Source organism: Nakamurella sp. GG22 (assembly GCF_052976845.2).
This window is the reverse complement of sequence record NZ_JBRIIO020000011.1, coordinates 93,134-109,190: the sequence shown is the minus strand read 5'-3', so window position 1 is coordinate 109,190 and position 16,057 is coordinate 93,134. Positions and strand designations below refer to the sequence as shown.

At 69.7% G+C, this 16,057-nt stretch carries 16 protein-coding genes and 2 pseudogenes; 8 read left to right on the top strand and 10 right to left on the bottom strand.

From position 1 onward, the window contains the following. Nucleotides 1-29: 29 nt before the first annotated feature. The 3 genes and pseudogenes from ACVBEQ_RS12950 to ACVBEQ_RS12940 all read left to right on the top strand — a co-directional run. Nucleotides 30-914: pseudogene (locus tag ACVBEQ_RS12950) on the top strand (asparaginase); the annotation flags it as partial. 376 nt (nucleotides 915-1,290) lie between these two features. Further along, the gene (locus ACVBEQ_RS12945; RefSeq protein WP_447153711.1) at nucleotides 1,291-1,539 is read left to right on the top strand and encodes a DUF3073 domain-containing protein; all 249 of its coding nucleotides are present in this window, start codon (nucleotides 1,291-1,293) and stop codon (nucleotides 1,537-1,539) included. A 61-nt stretch (nucleotides 1,540-1,600) separates the two neighbouring features. After that, nucleotides 1,601-2,503, top strand: coding sequence for a hypothetical protein (locus ACVBEQ_RS12940; protein WP_447153710.1), 903 nt, complete (start codon nucleotides 1,601-1,603; stop codon nucleotides 2,501-2,503). A gap of 4 nt (nucleotides 2,504-2,507) precedes the next feature. Here the strand turns inward: ACVBEQ_RS12940 and ACVBEQ_RS12935 are convergent, their stop codons facing one another. After that, nucleotides 2,508-3,512 (bottom strand): magnesium transporter CorA family protein, encoded by a 1,005-nt coding sequence (locus ACVBEQ_RS12935; RefSeq protein WP_447153709.1) that lies wholly within the window; start codon nucleotides 3,510-3,512, stop codon nucleotides 2,508-2,510. A gap of 172 nt (nucleotides 3,513-3,684) precedes the next feature. Here ACVBEQ_RS12935 and ACVBEQ_RS12930 point away from each other — a divergent pair, with 172 nt between their 5' ends. The 3 genes from ACVBEQ_RS12930 to ACVBEQ_RS12920 are packed head-to-tail and all read left to right on the top strand — an operon-like array spanning nucleotide 3,685 to nucleotide 6,160. Further along, nucleotides 3,685-4,851, top strand: a complete 1,167-nt coding sequence (locus tag ACVBEQ_RS12930; protein WP_447153708.1) for a type III PLP-dependent enzyme — start codon at nucleotides 3,685-3,687, stop codon at nucleotides 4,849-4,851. A gap of 8 nt (nucleotides 4,852-4,859) precedes the next feature. Further along, the gene (locus ACVBEQ_RS12925; RefSeq protein ID WP_473163177.1) at nucleotides 4,860-5,795 is read left to right on the top strand and encodes an MFS transporter; all 936 of its coding nucleotides are present in this window, start codon (nucleotides 4,860-4,862) and stop codon (nucleotides 5,793-5,795) included. Continuing rightward, nucleotides 5,795-6,160: an MFS transporter gene (locus tag ACVBEQ_RS12920; protein ID WP_447153706.1), complete on the top strand. Its 366-nt coding sequence runs from the start codon at nucleotides 5,795-5,797 to the stop codon at nucleotides 6,158-6,160. Before ACVBEQ_RS12925 ends, ACVBEQ_RS12920 begins: the two co-directional genes overlap by 1 nt. A gap of 55 nt (nucleotides 6,161-6,215) precedes the next feature. Here ACVBEQ_RS12920 and ACVBEQ_RS12915 read toward each other — a convergent pair whose 3' ends face one another. The 7 genes and pseudogenes from ACVBEQ_RS12915 to ACVBEQ_RS12885 all read right to left on the bottom strand — a co-directional run bounded on the left by ACVBEQ_RS12915 (nucleotide 6,216) and on the right by ACVBEQ_RS12885 (nucleotide 13,043). Beyond that, nucleotides 6,216-6,575: a GOLPH3/VPS74 family protein gene (locus tag ACVBEQ_RS12915; protein ID WP_447153788.1), complete on the bottom strand. Its 360-nt coding sequence runs from the start codon at nucleotides 6,573-6,575 to the stop codon at nucleotides 6,216-6,218. Between the two features lie 22 nt (nucleotides 6,576-6,597). Continuing rightward, nucleotides 6,598-6,879: pseudogene (locus tag ACVBEQ_RS12910) on the bottom strand (GOLPH3/VPS74 family protein); the annotation flags it as partial. A gap of 313 nt (nucleotides 6,880-7,192) precedes the next feature. Further along, the gene (locus tag ACVBEQ_RS12905) at nucleotides 7,193-8,173 is read right to left on the bottom strand and encodes an META domain-containing protein (RefSeq protein ID WP_447153705.1); all 981 of its coding nucleotides are present in this window, start codon (nucleotides 8,171-8,173) and stop codon (nucleotides 7,193-7,195) included. Between the two features lie 308 nt (nucleotides 8,174-8,481). Beyond that, complete coding sequence (locus ACVBEQ_RS12900) at nucleotides 8,482-9,591, bottom strand: winged helix DNA-binding domain-containing protein (protein ID WP_447153704.1); 1,110 nt, start codon at nucleotides 9,589-9,591, stop codon at nucleotides 8,482-8,484. A gap of 170 nt (nucleotides 9,592-9,761) precedes the next feature. Further along, nucleotides 9,762-10,844: a phosphoribosylformylglycinamidine cyclo-ligase gene (gene purM / locus ACVBEQ_RS12895; RefSeq protein WP_447153703.1), complete on the bottom strand. Its 1,083-nt coding sequence runs from the start codon at nucleotides 10,842-10,844 to the stop codon at nucleotides 9,762-9,764. 13 nt (nucleotides 10,845-10,857) lie between these two features. After that, complete coding sequence (gene purF, locus ACVBEQ_RS12890) at nucleotides 10,858-12,492, bottom strand: amidophosphoribosyltransferase (RefSeq protein WP_447153702.1); 1,635 nt, start codon at nucleotides 12,490-12,492, stop codon at nucleotides 10,858-10,860. 170 nt (nucleotides 12,493-12,662) lie between these two features. Further along, a complete protein-coding gene (locus tag ACVBEQ_RS12885) occupies nucleotides 12,663-13,043 on the bottom strand; it encodes a sterol carrier family protein (RefSeq protein WP_447153701.1) in 381 nt (126 codons plus the stop codon). Nucleotides 13,044-13,176: 133 nt separating this feature from the next. On the opposite strand from ACVBEQ_RS12885, the gene ACVBEQ_RS12880 reads away from it, so the two are divergent. Together ACVBEQ_RS12880 and ACVBEQ_RS12875 are read left to right on the top strand one after the other, a co-directional pair. Beyond that, nucleotides 13,177-13,848: a serine aminopeptidase domain-containing protein gene (locus ACVBEQ_RS12880; RefSeq protein ID WP_447153700.1), complete on the top strand. Its 672-nt coding sequence runs from the start codon at nucleotides 13,177-13,179 to the stop codon at nucleotides 13,846-13,848. After that, entirely contained in the window at nucleotides 13,845-14,180 is a 336-nt protein-coding gene (locus ACVBEQ_RS12875) for a YnfA family protein (RefSeq protein ID WP_447153699.1), read from the top strand. The genes ACVBEQ_RS12880 and ACVBEQ_RS12875 overlap by 4 nt, the downstream gene beginning before the upstream one ends. Nucleotides 14,181-14,208: 28 nt before the next feature. Here the strand turns inward: ACVBEQ_RS12875 and nhaA are convergent, their stop codons facing one another. Beyond that, nucleotides 14,209-15,504 (bottom strand): Na+/H+ antiporter NhaA, encoded by a 1,296-nt coding sequence (nhaA, locus tag ACVBEQ_RS12870; protein WP_447153698.1) that lies wholly within the window; start codon nucleotides 15,502-15,504, stop codon nucleotides 14,209-14,211. Nucleotides 15,505-15,741: 237 nt separating this feature from the next. After that, nucleotides 15,742-15,927 carry a hypothetical protein gene (locus tag ACVBEQ_RS12865; RefSeq protein ID WP_447153697.1) on the bottom strand — a complete coding sequence of 62 codons (186 nt, stop codon included), beginning with the start codon at nucleotides 15,925-15,927 and terminating at the stop codon, nucleotides 15,742-15,744. Between the last annotated feature and the right edge of the window lie 130 nt (nucleotides 15,928-16,057).

Below are 16,057 nucleotides of genomic sequence, written 5' to 3'. Positions count from 1 at the left end.
CCACGCCGACCCATGCCAGGAGCACAGCCTTGTCCACCGTCCCGACCGAACTCGTCCGCGTCTACCGCTCCGGATTCCATGAGGGATCGCACTACGGCGCCGTCGTGATCACCGACGCCGACGGATCGCTCCTGCACCGGACCGGCGATGTCGAGAGCCCGATCTTTCCGCGTTCGTCGAGCAAGCCCTTCCAGTCCGTGGCCATGCTGAACAGTGGCGCCGACCTGGCGGGCGCCGACCTGGCGCTGGCGTCGGCCTCGCACTCGGGCGAGCCGATGCACGTCGACCGTGCGCTCGCGATGCTGGACCGGGCCGGCGTCACCGAGGACGACCTGCGCTGCCCGACCGCGCTGCCGATGAACGACGCCGCGAGGTTGGCGGTCCTGCTGGCCGGCGTCGGCCCCGCTGATTCCCAGGCACGCCGCATCTACATGAACTGCTCCGGCAAGCACGCCGGGATGCTGACCGCCAGCCTCGCGGCCGGCTGGCCCATCGACGGGTACGTCGGGGCAGACCATCCACTGCAGCGGCAGGTCGCGCGGGAGATCACCCGGCTCACCGGCGAGGCACCGTCAGCCGTCGGGATCGACGGCTGCGGCGCGCCGCTGTTCGCCGTCTCCCTGCTGGCACTGGCGCGCGGCTTCGGCGCCGTCACCGCGGCCGCTGCCGGCACCCCGGAGCGCACCGTGTCCGATGCGATGCGCGCACACCCCGAGATGGTGGGCGGGACCGGCCGGGAGGACACCCGGCTGATGCAGGCGTTCCCCGGGCTGCTCGTCAAGGGCGGCGCCGAGGGGGTGCACTGCGCGGCCCTGCCGGACGGCAGGTGCGTCGCAGTGAAGATCACCGACGGCGGCGACCGGGCGCGGATGCCGGTGCTGATCGCCGCACTCAGACTGCTGGGGGTGGGCTCCGCCGCGGCCGGCTCGGCCTCTGACGGCTCCGCCTCTGACAACTCCGCCTCTGACAGCACCGCGCCTGACAGCACCGCGCCTGACAGCACCGCGCCTGACGGCTCCGCCTCTGACCTGCTCGACGAGCTCGGGACGGGCACCGTGCTGGGCGGTGGTGTGCCGGTCGGCACAGTGCAGATCGCTCCTGGCGTGTTCTGATCGGCGACCGCATACGATGGCCGTGCCACCCGATACCGGATGCCGGTTCGCCGCTCCGACCGTCGGGTGGGTGTGGGAAGCGCACGATCGAGCCTGTACTGTTGACACCACGAAACACACCTGATTCCGGGGCCGCCGTTTCTCGGCCGCCCCGCTTCTTACTGCAAGGGGGTCCGCCATGGGGCGTGGCCGTCAGAAGGCTAAGCAAACGAAGGTCGCACGGGAGCTCAAGTACCACACCTCGTCGATCGACGTCAACGCCTTGCAGCGCGAGTTGACCGGCGGGGCGGTGTATCAGCCCCCGCCACCGCCCGTCGTCGATGATGACGACGATGACGACGATCCCCTGGCGATCTATTCGAAGTACGTTGACGAAATCAGCGACGACGATCCCGCTGTGTACGTCGCGCCGTCCCGACGTCGGTAGACGCTCCTGTGCGAGGCCGTCGCGGTGATGTCGTGATCACCCCGACGGCCGGAGTTCGTTGATGACATTCCTTGGTGAGTCGGCCGCTGCGTCCTCGGGTGCTCCGGACTCGCAACGGCTGGATCCGGTCGTCCTTGACGCCCTCTGGGACTTCTCTGATCCCGCCGGCTCGGAGCAGCGACTGCGCGAGGCGCTGGACCGTGCCCCGGACGACAGCACCGAACTCGCGGAGCTGACCACCCAGCTGGCCAGGGCACTGGGTCTGCAGGACCGCATCGACGATGCCCGCGCCCTGCTGGACGTCGTCGCGCTGCGCGGCTGCGCGGACCCGGTCGTCGGTATCCGGCTGTCTCTCGAGCGCGGCCGGCTGCTGAACTCCTCGGGAAGCCCGGCGGCGGCCACCGAACACTTCATCGACGCCCTCGGCGCGGCCCGCGCCGCCGGCGAGGACTTCCTCGAGGTCGACGCCGCGCACATGCTGGCCATCACCGATCGCGATCACGCCGACGACTGGACGGCGCAGGCGCTGCGTGCCGTCGGGCGCTCCGAGGACCCGCGCACCCAACGCTGGGCGGGCTCGCTGCACAACAATGCCGGCTGGGCGCGGCACGACGCCGGCGATTACGCCGCTGCTCTGGAGGAGTTCGAGGCGGCGCTGGCCGCATACTCCGTGCACGGCACCATCGAGCAGGTACGGGTAGCCCGCTGGGCCGTCGCGCGAGCGCTGCGTTCACTGGCCAGATTCGACGAGGCGCTCGAGATCCAGCAGCGGCTGGCCGCCCATGGCCCCGCCGACGGGTACGTCGAGGAAGAACTCACCGAGCTGCTCCTGGCGACCGGGCGCCGGGAGGATGCCGCGGATCATGCCGCGGCCGCGGTGGAGCTGCTCGCCGCGGACGGTTGGTTCGCCGACTACGAGTCCGGCCGGCTGGAGCGACTGCGGCAGATCGCCGCGAACGGCTGACCCGCTACCACCAGCCCTTGCGTTTGGCCCAGATCAGCAGGGTGATCGACATGATCAGCATGGTGACGAGTGCGACCGCCAACTGGCCGTAGTGCGTCTCGTCGTTCACGATCACGTTCATCCCGAGGATCGAGGACAACGCGGTGATCGGCAGCGTGACGGCCGCGATCACCGCCAGCCGCTCGGCGGCGATCGTCATCTTGGTGTTGGTCCGCGCCTGATAGAACTCGATGGTGCCGACCAGGTAGTCCTTCTGGCCGTGCGACATCGCCCGTAGCCGGTCGAACTGATCGACGCTGTCGTCGACCAACTCGGCGCCCCGGCCCGGTCCGAAGGCCTGGATCTTGGCCATCCGCGCATAGACCTCGCGGCTCAGACCCGCCATCGTCTCGACGGTCAACAGCCCGTGCCGCGCGCGGAACATCTCCTCCAGAAATTCCTCGGGGTTCCCGAGATGGCCCGCAGTGACACGTTGTTCGAGCTTCCAGACGTCCTGGGTGAGCACGGCGGTGTAGTTGCGGAGCCTGCCGGTCAACGCCGACACCATGGCATGCGACAGCTCGTACGCGTGCTGCGGCCGCAGCCTTCCTGACGCCAGCCGGTTCAGCAGCGATTGCACCTCGACGGTGGCCACCTTCGGATCGACCGCGGGATTGAGCGGACCGTGCACGGTGACCAGGTAGTTGCGGCCGACGAACTGGTCGAGCTCGATGTAGTGCACATGGCCCGACTTGCCGGCGAACGGTGCATGCAACACCAGGAACAGATGATCGCTATACACGTGCACCTTGGGCACCTGATTCCGCTCCTGGCAATCCCTGATCGCTAGCGGGTGGAAGCAGAACACCTCGGTCAGCGTCACGGCAGCGTCGTCATCCCACGACTGGACATCGACCCAGACGATGCCGTCGTCCCGGGTCAGCAGCTCCGGCAGCTCGTCCAGTCGGCGATCCGTCACTTCTACGGCGGTCCCGGGGGCGGAGGGCGCCTCGACAAACCGGATCTCCACGCGGTTCTCCCTTCCACGGCAACCCGGCCGGTGCAGCGCGAATTGCCGGTGGTCAGTGTGCGCGCCGTACTGCCGGTAAGCGGTCGGGTATCAGGGCGGGTCGTCACGCGCTCCGGACATCTGGGGCGACATCACCCGAGACCACCCGGCCATGTCCGGACAAGGGGGCAATGTGACACCGACCGTGCTGCTAGAAGAGTCCGACGAGGTCACGGTTGACGGGGCGGGATCCCGCCTACCGGTCACACCCGTTCTGCGGGTCGACACGGCGATGGTCCGGGATCTCTTCCTCGGTCTGCAGGCTGCGCTGCCGGATGTCGCGCTGCACTTCGCGGTCAAGGCGAATCCCGCCGCACCGGTCCTGCGCGCACTGGCCGCGCTGGGCTGCCGATGGGACGTCGCCAGCCCCGGGGAGGTCGACGCCGTTCTCGCAGCAGGCGGCCGGCCAGAGGACCTCTCCTACGGAAACACGATCAAGAAGTCGGCGGACATTGGGTACGCCGCCCGGCGCGGGGTCGACACGTTCACGCTGGACTGCGCTGCCGAGCTGACGAAGATCACCGCCGCCGCTCCCGGTTCGACGGTGCTGGTGCGGCTCGCCACCACCGGAGCCGGCGCCGACTGGGCGCTGGGCGGAAAGTTCGGCTGCCCACCGGCCGAGGCGGCGGCGCTGCTCGCTGCCGCGCACCGGGCCGGTCACCGGCTCGGTGTTGCGTTCCACATCGGGAGTCAGCAACGGGACCCGAACGCCTGGGACGCACCGCTCGCTCTGGCCGCCGAGTTGCGCCGGGGTGTGCGCAGCGACGGGGCGGAACTGGCCGTCGTGAACATCGGCGGTGGGCTCCCGGCACACCTGCTGACCGACGCACCGCCGATCTCCGCCTACGGCCGGGCGATCGACGACGCCATGCACCGGCACTTCGGCGACGACCGGCCGGAACTGATGGCCGAACCCGGACGTCACCTGGTCGCCGATGCCGGAGTCCTGGAGACCGAGGTCGTGCTGGTCTCCGAGCGCGCCGGTACCCGGTGGGTCAACCTCGACGCGGGCCTTTTCACCGGGCTGGTCGAGGCCTACGGCGAAAGCATCCTGTACCGCCTGCAGGTTCTCCGGGACGGCGAGCCGCTGGCCGGCGAGGTCGGCGAGACCATCCTCGCCGGGCCCACCTGCGACAGCCTCGACGTGCTCTATCAACGTCACCGATACCTGCTGCCGCTGGACCTGCGACCCGGCGACCGGCTCCGTTTCCTGTCCGCGGGCGCTTACACCGCGACCTACTCGTCGGTCGGCTTCAACGGCTTCCCGCCGCTGCGCGAAGAGTTCGGGCCGCTGGGATGACCGACCCCGTGGGTACCGACCCTGCGGATGACGGCCCGTTCCATGGCGGTCCCGTCGATACCGATCTTGCGGCGACAGCCGCCGAGCCGACCTTCCGGTCTGCCCTGCGCGAGCGCCGGTTCGGGTTGCTACTGGCCGGCCATGGCTCCGGCACCGTGGCGCAACTGGTGCTGACCCTCGCGGTCGGCATCGAGGTGTTGGCCCGGACGTCGTCCGGGGTGTGGGTGTCGTTGACCGTGGCGCTCGGGTTCGCGCCGTACGTGGTGTTCTCCGGGTACGCGGGCCTGCTCGCTGACCGGTACTCGCGGAGCCTGGTGCTGACGGTGTCCTTTGTCTCACGGGCCGCCTGCGCGGTGCTGCTGGCCGCCGCACTGCTGGCGCACTGGCCGGTTCCGGTACTGGTGGCGGTGGCCGCCGGGACGGCCGTGCTGGCCACCCCGTCGTATCCCGCGCTGGCCGCAGCGACGCCGGAATGCATTGCTGACGAACAGCTTCCGGCTGCCAATGCACTGGTGACCGGCGTGGAGAACGCCACCTGGATCGCCGGGCCTGGGGTGCTCGGGCTGCTGCTGCTGTCCGGCAGCGGACCGGCCCTGGCCACCGTTGTCGCTGCCGTGCTGTTCGTCGTCGCGGCCGCGTTGTCGGCCCGGGTTCGACTGCCGCGGCCCGCGGTCGTCCCCGTATCGGCGTCCGCGCTGCTCGACGGGCTGCGGCTGGTGGCGCTACGCGCGTCGGTCCGCCGGCCGATGACGGTGGCCGTCATCGACAACTTCCTCTACGGCTACCTGGTGGTCGCGATGGTGCTGCTGGCCGAGCGGGTGCTGGGCGGTACCGGCACCGTCGGCTGGCTGAACGCCGGGCTGTCGATCGGCGCGTTGGGTGCGATGGCCGTCGTCAACCGGATGGCCGCCCACACCCGACCGGCGCCGCTGCTTTCTCGGTGATGACGGTCTTCGCGGTCTGCACCGCCTTGGTGGGCATCGTCGGCTGGCTGCCGCTGACCGTCACCCTCGTCGCCATTGCCGGCGCGACGACCCTGATCGCCGAGGTGATGTCGGTGACGCTGCTGCAGCGGGCGGCGCCGGACGAACTGGTCGCCAGGGTGTTCGGCGTCTACGACCAGCTCAACGTCGGTGCAATCGCCGTCGGATCGTTGATCGCCGGCCCACTGGCCGACCTGTGGGGCGCCGACACCGCGATCGTGGTGGTCGCGATGGTCTCGCTGGCCGCGTCGTCCGTCGCGACGTCCCGGCTCTCGGCCCCGGGTGGGACCGCTACCGCCTCGCTCTCGGACACTGGCGGTTCGTGACGCCGGCCGGCCCATGTACCGCCCGGCCCTTCTGATCCGCGGCCGGCGACCGGGTTCAGCTCGAGGCGGCCATGGTGGTGCTGACCATGACCGCGGTCGTGATCGCTGTTTGAGCCTCCCGGATCACCTTGCGCACACTGTCACTGGCCCAGTTCCCCTCGCCGATCTCCTTGCCGCGGGCTTTCGCGACCTTGAGGTCGGGCTTGTCGACGACCGTCCTGAGCATGTCCGCGGCGGTGAGCACGGAGATGATCGCCGCGGTCCTGCCGTCCGGTTCGACGCCCATGACCAGTGCCGCGCCGACCGCTCCCCGAACACGCGCCTCGAAGCCGGCGTCCTGCGCGGGCCAGCGGGTGGTCGGGAACAACCCGAGCACCCTGCCGGACTCGCGGCGCAGGATTCCGCGCTTCTCCAGTGACCCCGTTCAACCGGTCGCGCAGGCCTTTGCCGAGGACACTGATGGCCTGTGAGGGCTTCACCGGGCCCTTGTCGGTGAGCCTCTGCAGCGCGGCATCGAGCACCGGATCTCCCGAGGACGCGGGGTTCATGACGACGACCTTCGCCTTCCGGTCGTCGCCCTCAAGGTTGACTCTGCCGAGCATCACGAGCTCCATCAGCACAGCGCCGGCCAGGGCCGGGTCGAGTTGGCTGGACGACACCGCGGTCTTGCCGGTGGCGTCGTCCGTCGCGAGCAGCAGCAGATCTTCGGCAATCAGCATCAGCCCACCGTAACCATTCGCCGGGCGAACGGTGCTGTGTGCCCCTCCGTGTGGGCGGGCGGTAGGCGCGGCGGTCTTGGACTCCTTCATCGATCGGCGCGACCAGCCCGCCATCCTCTGCCCACTGCCACAGGAGCAGGGTCCTGGGGCCGCGGGGGCGCGAATCTCCCTGCTTTGATGGCACTCGACGCGCACCGCGCTGCATGGTCGTCCGCACCGGGCCGGGCAGGGGTGGCGAGGTCGTCCCCGTCCGGGCCGGGAGGGGGCGGCGGGGTCGTCCTCCGCTCAGACGGCCGCTGGGATTGTCGTTCAGCTACCAGTACGGATCCCAGGCCGGATCGATCTGCGTGCCGTTCTTGTCGTAGAACAGCACGCTGTCTCCGCGTTGCGGGTCGGGGACGAAACCGTAGAACGCCAGATAGTCCGTGCCGGAAATCGGCGTCAGCGTCAGCTCCGTCGATCTGCCCGACTTCTGTTTCACGACAATCCGAGTCGCCGTCCCGGACGGCACGGCGCTGAGCACCAGTCCTCGATCGTCGATGGTGCTGCTGTGGAAGTCGGTCGGGTTCACCACGTACTGCCGCGCCGTGTCGGTGGACCGGCAGGCGTACGCCGACTGCCGGTTCTGCCCCGGCTCGTTGCGGAACTCCATGCTCACGCACAGATCCTGGCCGGGGTTGTTGCGCGACAGGTAGATGCGGTACCGAAGGCCGCCGTCCGTGCCCACCGCGATCGTCGGGTAGTTCTCGCCGGCGAGTTCTGATGGGAATCCTTCGGGGAACGGTACGAAATCGAAGTGGGTGGCGCCATCGCCGCCGATTCTCAACACCTCGTCGCCGATCGTCCATGGGAAGGGACTGCGGAGGAAGCCGGTGTACGCGTCGGTCAGCCCCGAACCCGGCGGGCAGCCCATGGCGGTGGTCATGGTTTCGCCTTCCTTCGGTGTGATGGTTCCGCTGACCTCAGTCGCCGGGCCACCGAACCAGTTGCAGCCGTCGTAGCCGCCGAGGGTGCCGTCCCCGAAGGTGAGGGTCAGCCCGCCGTTGCCCTCGAACGCCCCGGGAACCGCCACCGCCTTGCCGTCGACCACGGCCGAGGTCATCAGCCAGGTGATCCCGCGCAGCTCCGAGGTGTCGGCCGCGGGTGCCTGGGAGCTGGTCGTCGGTGCCGGAGAGGCTGCCGAAACAGCGGCGGGCACTCCTGTCCGATCAGGGGCGGGCGCCGCACATCCGGCCAGCACCAGCCCCAGTGCCAGACAGAGGATCGTGACGAGATCGGACCGGACTCGTGGCATGGCTGCCTCCCAGCTGTCCACTGTGAGACGGACGCATAGCCACAAGCGGTTGCATGCGGCCCACACGCGCCAACGAACCTGCAGGTGCTTTCGACCTGGCCGATCTGAAAAACACCGCGCCGACCGCCGACGAGGTCCTAGCCCGCGGTACGCATCGCCTGACATCACGGCGCGCGAAACATCTGCGCGCGCCACGCGATCGAGGTGGCGGTTCCGGTCCTTCCAGCAGAGAAAACCGGACCGGAATCGCCATCTCGACCAGCTCCCACGCACGCCCGGAGGCGACGGCGGGGCCGGCGGGTCGGCCGTCAGCCCATGAGCACCGGATCGTCGAGGGTGGTTGGCACTCCGAGGTAGTTGCCATACCGCGACACCGCCTCCGTCAGTGCCGCCGTCTCCGGTGCCGTGATGGGGCGCCGGAGCTGGACCTCGATCACCGCGCCGGCGCTGCTCAGCTGGTGACGCCAATGCCCGGCCAGCGCTCCGTCGATCAGCAGCACGTGCAGGTGCGACACATAGTCACCCACCGGCAGTACCCCACTGGGAGCCAGCATGCGGCGGCTCTCGCTGTACGACATCACCAGTTCGTCGTAGCCCTGCAAGAGGTCGACCGTGGGCGAGTTGTGCTGTGGGACAACGGCTTCGAGGACAGGATCAACGGGCGACCACAACGTCAGGCCGTCCAGGTCCTCGATGACACAGTCCCTTTCGATCGCCGAGAGTCCGCGGCGTGCCTGGCCGAGGGTCAGCGATGCCCAGGTCGCCAGATCCTTGGCGGTCACCGGGGCGCGGGTCGCCACGAACCGCCGGGCCAATTCGGTGAGCGCGCCGTCCTCGTCGAAGTCCGGTCCCGCCGGGACCCGCTCGTCGAAAGCCGCATAGGTGTGCTGCTTCCCGCGCATCGCGCCGCTCACCAGCACCTCGTCGTACTCGGCGTGGATCAGCATGAACACCAGCCGGCCACCCCCGGCCGGGATGCCGGCTGCTTCCAGCGCATCCGTCAGCTCGAGGCGGGTGCGGTGCTGACCGCCCTCAACTGCCGCGGCCAGCACGTCGCTGGACCGGGCCAGCACGGGCTCGTTGATCCCGTGCTGGCGGTCCTGGTACGCCATTTGCCGGCGGAGCCGCGGCGCGGTGAGCCGGAGCAACCAGCGCAGATCCTCCGGCACGACGAAATGCCAGGTGGGTCGCAGGACGTGCGTCCTGAGCAGCTCCCCGTTGTCGAACGCACGGAGCATCGCGGCCCGGTCGGGACCACCGACCACGTGCTGCGAGACACCCCACAACGCGTAGGCGAACTCCTGCGCCTGCACCGCGACGAGGTTGCGAACCGCGCCGGCCGGCGTCGCGGCGGTCGGCCGCCACTGTCCCTGATGAACCATGCGCCGTGCCATGACGGACTGCGCACGGGCTTTCATGGATCCATGGTCCCGCGAGAAGCGGTCAATGCTGGTCCTGAGTGCACAAACCCGGCGAGGTCAGACCCGGCGGAGGTCAGACCGGGCGGAGGTCAGACCAGACCGAGGCCACAATCAGCCGGAGGTCGGCCCGACGAGGCCCGACCTGACGAAACCAGACCAGACAGAACTCAGAACCGGGGATGATCCCCGCACAGCGTGACCCGCTCGGTCCGGTCACCGGACTCCTCGACGGTGCCCAGCACGACACTCCACAGATGACGGGCGGTCAGCATCGCCATCGCGCGGTCGACGTCATCGGCGGGCAGCACCGCAACCATCCCGATGCCCATGTTGAACGCCTTCTCCATCTCCTCCCGGGACACCCGGCCGTGCGAGGAGATGTAGCCGAACACCGGCAGCGGATTCCAGGCGCGGCGATCCAGCGCGGCGGTCAGACCGTCCGGGATCACCCTGGCCAGGTTGTTGGCCAGGCCGCCGCCGGTGATGTGCGCGTAGGCGTGGACGTCGGTCTCTCTGGTCAATGCCAGGCAGTCGAGGGCGTAGATCCGGCACGGCTCGAGCAGTTCCTCGCCGAGGGTGCGGCCGAACTCCTCCACATGGCCGTCCAGCGGGAGCCTGGCGATGTCCAGCAGCACGTGCCGGACCAGTGAGTATCCGTTGGAGTGCAGCCCGGAGGACCCCAGACCGAGGACGACGTCGCCCGGTCGGATGCGGTCGGGACCGAGAATCGCGTCCGCCTCCACCACTCCGACAGCGGTGCCGGCGAGGTCGTAGTCGTCGGGCTCCATCAGGCCGGGATGCTCGGCGGTCTCGCCGCCGACGAGCGCACAGCCGGCCAGTACGCATCCCTCGGCGATCCCGGAGACCAGGTCGGCGATGCGCTGCGGCTCGAGTTTGCCGCAGGCGATGTAGTCCTGCATGAACAGCGGTTCGGCGCCGCAGGCGACCAGGTCGTCGACGACCATCGCGACGAGATCGATGCCGATCGTGCCGTGCACGTCCATGGCCTGCGCGATCGCCGACTTCGTCCCGACACCGTCGGTGGATGACGCCAGCACGGGCTCCCGGTACCGGTGCAGGGGCAACCGGAACAGCGAGGCGAAACCGCCGATGCCGCCGATCACCTCCGGCCGGTGAGTGCGCCGGGTGAACGGCTTCATCAGGTCGACGGCCTGTTCGCCCGCCGCGATGGAGACCCCCGAACCGGCGTAGGTGGCGCCGGTGCCGATGGAATGACGTCCGTTGCTCATGCAGCTACTCGTCTCATGGTCTGGTCAGCGCGTCCTCTGCGCCGTATCCGGCCGCCGTCACCGGCGCGGCGTCTCCCGCCACTCCCCTGGCGTGCCCGTCGAGCGGGCTGCGCAGCAGCGGGTCGGACGCCGATCGGCCGTTGACCTGCGCCGGGTTGGCGACGCCCCTGGCGATGCCCTCGAGGACGTGCTTGCCCACCTGGGCCGGGATCGGGATCGGGTAGTCACCGGTGAAACAGGCCGTGCAGAGCCGGTTCTTCGGCTGCTCGGTCGAGGAGATCAGCGCTTCGAGCGACACATAGGACAGCGTGTCGGCACCGATGGAACGACGGATGGCTTCGACGTCACCCGCGTTGGCGATCAGCTCTGCCCGCGAGGCGAAGTCGATGCCGTAGAAGCACGGCCAGCGCACCGGCGGCGACGCGATCCGGACGTGTACCTCGACCGCGCCGGCCTCCCGCAGCATTCGCACCAGGGCCCGCTGGGTGTTGCCCCGGACGATCGAATCGTCCACCACCACAAGGCGTTTCCCGCGGATGACGTCCTTCAGTGGGTTCAGCTTGAGCCGGATGCCGAGCTGCCGGATGGTCTGCGACGGCTGGATGAAGGTGCGCCCGACGTAGGCGTTCTTCACCAGCCCCTGGCCGTAGGGGATCCCGGACGCCTGGGCGTACCCGATGGCGGCGGGAGTGCCCGATTCCGGTGTTGGGATGACCAGGTCGGCCTCGATCGGTGCCTCGGCGGCGAGCCGGCGCCCGATCTCCACGCGGGTCGCCTGCACGCCGCGGCCGGAGATCGTCGTGTCCGGGCGGGCCAGGTACACGTACTCGAAAACGCAGCCCTTCGGCGTCGGCGGGGCGAAGTGCTCGCTGCGCAGGCCGTCGGCGTCGATCGCCAGCAGCTCCCCCGGTTCGACCTCGCGGACGAAGGAGGCGCCGACGATGTCCAGCGCCGCGGTTTCGGAGGCGATCACCCAGCCGCGATCGAGCCGGCCGAGCACCAGCGGGCGGACCCCGTGCGGGTCGCGGGCGGCGTACAGCGTGTGCTCGTCGCAGAACACCATGCTGAAGGCGCCCTGCAGTTCCGGGAGCAGTTCCATCGCCGCGGCCTCGAGACCCGAGTCGGCGGATTTCGCGGCCAGCAAACGCGTGATGACGTCGGAGTCGGTGGAGCACTTGCCCCGGCCGGCCTTGCCGGGCAGGGCCGCGACCTTGGCCGCCAGTTCGACGGTGTTCACCAGGTTGCCGTTGTGCCCGAGCGCGATGCCGGACCCGACGTCGGTGATGGCGAACGTCGGCTGGGCGTTCTCCCATGTTCCCGAGCCGGTCGTCGAATAACGGCAGTGGCCGACGGCGATGTGCCCGTTCAGCGAGGACAGCGTCTGCTCGTCGAACACCTGCGACACCAGGCCGAGGTCCTTGAAGACGACGATCTGCGAACCATCGGCGACCGCGATGCCGGCCGCCTCCTGGCCACGGTGCTGCAGCGCATAGAGCCCGTAGTAGCTGAGTTTCGCCACCTCTTCACCGGGGGCCCAGACACCGAAGACGCCGCACTCCTCGCGCGGCGACGGGTCCTGCTCGGGATCGAAGAGATGTGCTTGATCAGCCCCGACTGCGGGCGCGCCGGACCGTCTGACGGTAGGCATCGGTAGGAGGGTTTGACTGTGGATCGCGCCGGTCATGTTTTCCAGCGACGGACCATTGACCACGAAAACCGTGCTCCTCTGCGGGCGGATCATGCCAGGGGATCAGCGGTACCCCACTGTACCTGCTCAGCGTGGCAATCCGGGCGGTCCGCGAGCGCGCACGCGCCCGGTCAGTCGCTGTCGCCGCCGGCACCGGACGCGTCGGGGTCGATCGGCAGCACCGCCGACAGGTCGGCCCGGGTACCGCTCGCGACGACCCGCCCGTCCGCCACCGCGTCGGCCCAGGCGAGCGTTCCGGTGGCCAGCGCCAGCCACGTCACCGCGTTCGTCTCGACCACATTGGGCGGGGTCCCGCGGGTGTGCGTGGGACCGGCGAAGGCCTGCACCGCACCCTGTGGCGGCACCCTGATCTCCACCGACCGGCCCGGATAGGCCTGGGCGAGCCAGCGCAGCGTCGCCAGGACGGCCGTTCTGGTGTGTGCCGCGTCGAGCGGACCCGCGGCCCGCTCCAGCGCGGCGGCGACCTGGTCGCGGGTGACTCGTCTGGCCATGACGCACCACCCTAAGGCGCGGGACGACCCGGCTCGTCCGGTCGCGCGCCGTGCGCAGGTGTCAGCGGTGCACCGGCTCGGGGCACACCCGCGGATGCGCCGGGATGGGCGGAGCCACCGTGATACTGCAGTGGTGAGCATCACCCGTCACGGCGCGCGTCTGCTGGCCACGTCGTCACCGTTCAGCCCCACCTCGGCAGTTCTGGTGCTGCACGGCGGCTCGGTCGATTCGTCGATGCGGGTCGGCCCGCTGAGCGTCGCCGCCCTCCGGCTGGTGCCGGTGGCACGGACGGTCGCCCGTCTGGTTCCGGATGCCGCCGTCCACCGGTTGCGGTTCTCGATCCGCGGCTGGAACACCGATGGCGCTGCGGTGCTGCGGGACGCGCGCTGGGCGGTCGCGGAGATCGCCCGCCGGCACCCCGGCCTCCCCGTGGTGCTGGTCGGTCATTCGCTCGGTGGCCGGGTCGCGATGCAGACGGTCCGCACCGAGCACGCGGCGGTCGGAGCGGTCGGCCTGGCGCCGTGGCTGGTGGCTGACGATGCCGTCGACGGCTTGGAGGGTGTACCGCTGTTCGTGGTGCAGGGCACCCGCGACCGGACCATTCCGGAGCCGTCGACCAGGGCCTGGCTCGCCCGTGCGGTCAGAGCGGGCGCGCGGGTGGAATCGGTGCTGATCGAGCGGGGCGGGCACCCGATGCTCCGCTACGCGCGCCGCTGGCACGGGTTGGCCGCCGACGGCGTGCTGTCCGTTCTGGCCGCGGCCGAACGCCCCACGACACCGGAGCCGGGGATGATGCCGCCATGATCATCGCCCGTTCGATCGTGCTGTTCGTGCTCGCGGCACTGGCCGAGATCGGTGGGGCGTGGCTGATCTGGCAGGGGGTGCGGGAGCACCGGGGGCTGGTGTGGATCGGCGCGGGCGTCATCGCCCTCGGTCTCTACGGGTTCGTCGCGACGCTGCAGCCGGCGGCCGACTTCGGTCGCATCCTGGCCGCGTACGGCGGGGTCTTCGTGGCAGGTTCGCTGGCCTGGGGGGTCGTGGTCGACAAGTTCCGCCCGGACCGGTGGGACATCGCCGGCGCGACGATCTGCCTGGTCGGGGTCGCCGTCATCATGTACGCGCCGCGGGCCGGCTGACCAGCGGCACCGGACCAGATGGCGTCCGTCAGGTCTCGTCCCGCTGGTACATGTCGGGAATGCCGTCGTGGTCGGTGTCCAACTGCTCCTCCTCGTACATCAGGCGGTACCGGCGATTACGGAGCCGAAGCAGGATCCCGGCAAGCACGGCCGCCGCGACCGAACCCGCCAGCACGGCGATCTTGACGTGATCGTCGGCCTCCGAACTCCCGCCGAACGCGAGTTCGCCGATGAGCAGCGAGACGGTGAAGCCGATACCACCGAGGATCGCGACGCCCGTGAGATCTGGCCAGGTCAGGCCCTTCTGCAACGAGCGGCCGGTCAGCTTGGACGTCAGGAACGTGGCGACGAGGATGCCCACCGGCTTGCCCAGGACGAGCCCGGCGATGATGCCGATCGCGATGGGGTCGGTCAGCGCGGACTGGAGGCCGGCCAGACCGCCGATGGCGACACCCGCCGAGAACAGCGCGAAGATCGGCACGGCGACGCCGGCGGAGATCGGGCGCCACAGGTGCTCGAAATGCTCCGCCATCCCGGGCCGGTCATCGTCCTTGCCGGCCACCTTGCGGGCCCGGACCGGGACCGCGAAGCCGAGCAGCACGCCGGCCACCGTTGCGTGCACGCCCGAGGAGTGCACCAGCGCCCAGGTGAGGAATGCCAGCGGCAACAGCAACCACCATGCACTGATCCTGCGCTGCACCAGCAGGGTGAAGATCGCCAGCGGAACCAATGACAGCAGCAGCCACAGCGGCTGGAGATCGGAGGTGTAGAACAGCGCGATGATGGTGATCGCCAGCAGGTCGTCGACCACCGCGAGGGTGAGCAGGAACGTCCGCAGCGCGGTGGGCAGGTGCGTCGAGATGACCGCGAGAACCGCCAGTGCGAAGGCGATGTCGGTCGCGGTCGGGATCGCCCAGCCCTTCGCGCCGGTGCCGCCGGCGATCGCCAGGTAGAGCACTGCCGGGACGATCATGCCGCCGACCGCTGCCGCCACCGGGACGACCGCACGCTGCGGGTCCCGCAGGTCCCCCGCGACGAATTCGCGTTTGAGCTCAAGGCCCGCGACGAAGAAGAAGATGGCGAGCAGCCCGTCCCCGGCCCACTCGGCGACTGTCAGGTCCAGATGCAGTGCTGCCGGTCCGAACGTGGTGTCCCGCAGGGTGAAGTAGCTGTCGGAGATGCCGGTGTTGGCCCAGATCAGCGCGATGACGGTGGCCAGCAGCAGCAGGGCGCCGCCGACCGTCTCCTTGCGGAGCAGTTGGGCAACGCGGCCGTCTTCGGCCCACGTGCCGGGGGAGAACAGCGCAGGGCGGGTGACGGCCATCGGAGGCCCCTCTCGTCGGTTCGGGTCGTCGTCTCAACCACTTGCCGACCAGACTTCCCGGCGCACCGCGGTTCACCTTATCCGCAGGCAGTCCGCTCGTTGAACACGACGTCCACTACGCGAACTGGTGCACGCCGACGTGCTGCTGTACGGCCGCGCCGACCAACCGGCCATCGAACGAAACCAGTGAAGCTCCGCGGTCGATCGCGGACAGCAGGACACAACAGTCGGGCATCTTCAGGCCGGTGACCCGCAGCCGGGCCAGCGCCTGCGCCGCACCGGCCGGGAACGGAACCTCCAACACAGGTTGCCCAACTCGGCCAGCACCTGTTCCAGCCCGCCCTCCCGGGTGGGCTGCACCAACACCTCCGCCAACGTCACGGGGTTGACGGTCAACTCCTGGCCGCCGCTGACCGCCTGCACGATGAACTCGTCGGCGCGCGATGGTGCGCATCGTCAGGATCGAGGAATGCGATCAGGACACTGGCGTCGAGGATGATTCTTCCGGCCAGTCATCGCGGAGCCGGTAGTGTCACACCCCGGTGTAACTCCC

Excerpts from the sequence above, each read along its gene's own strand:
- ACVBEQ_RS12945 (WP_447153711.1), top strand. The coding sequence starts at position 1,291 with ATGGGGCGTGGCCGTCAGAAGGCTAAGCAAACGAAGGTCGCACGGGAG.
- ACVBEQ_RS12940 (WP_447153710.1), top strand. The coding sequence starts at position 1,601 with ATGACATTCCTTGGTGAGTCGGCCGCTGCGTCCTCGGGTGCTCCGGAC.
- ACVBEQ_RS12920 (WP_447153706.1), top strand. The coding sequence starts at position 5,795 with ATGACGGTCTTCGCGGTCTGCACCGCCTTGGTGGGCATCGTCGGCTGG.
- ACVBEQ_RS12905 (WP_447153705.1), bottom strand. The coding sequence starts at position 8,173 with ATGCCACGAGTCCGGTCCGATCTCGTCACGATCCTCTGTCTGGCACTG.
- ACVBEQ_RS12900 (WP_447153704.1), bottom strand. The coding sequence starts at position 9,591 with ATGAAAGCCCGTGCGCAGTCCGTCATGGCACGGCGCATGGTTCATCAG.
- purM (WP_447153703.1), bottom strand. The coding sequence starts at position 10,844 with ATGAGCAACGGACGTCATTCCATCGGCACCGGCGCCACCTACGCCGGT.
- purF (WP_447153702.1), bottom strand. The coding sequence starts at position 12,492 with ATGCCTACCGTCAGACGGTCCGGCGCGCCCGCAGTCGGGGCTGATCAA.
- ACVBEQ_RS12885 (WP_447153701.1), bottom strand. The coding sequence starts at position 13,043 with ATGGCCAGACGAGTCACCCGCGACCAGGTCGCCGCCGCGCTGGAGCGG.
- ACVBEQ_RS12875 (WP_447153699.1), top strand. The coding sequence starts at position 13,845 with ATGATCATCGCCCGTTCGATCGTGCTGTTCGTGCTCGCGGCACTGGCC.
- nhaA (WP_447153698.1), bottom strand. The coding sequence starts at position 15,504 with ATGGCCGTCACCCGCCCTGCGCTGTTCTCCCCCGGCACGTGGGCCGAA.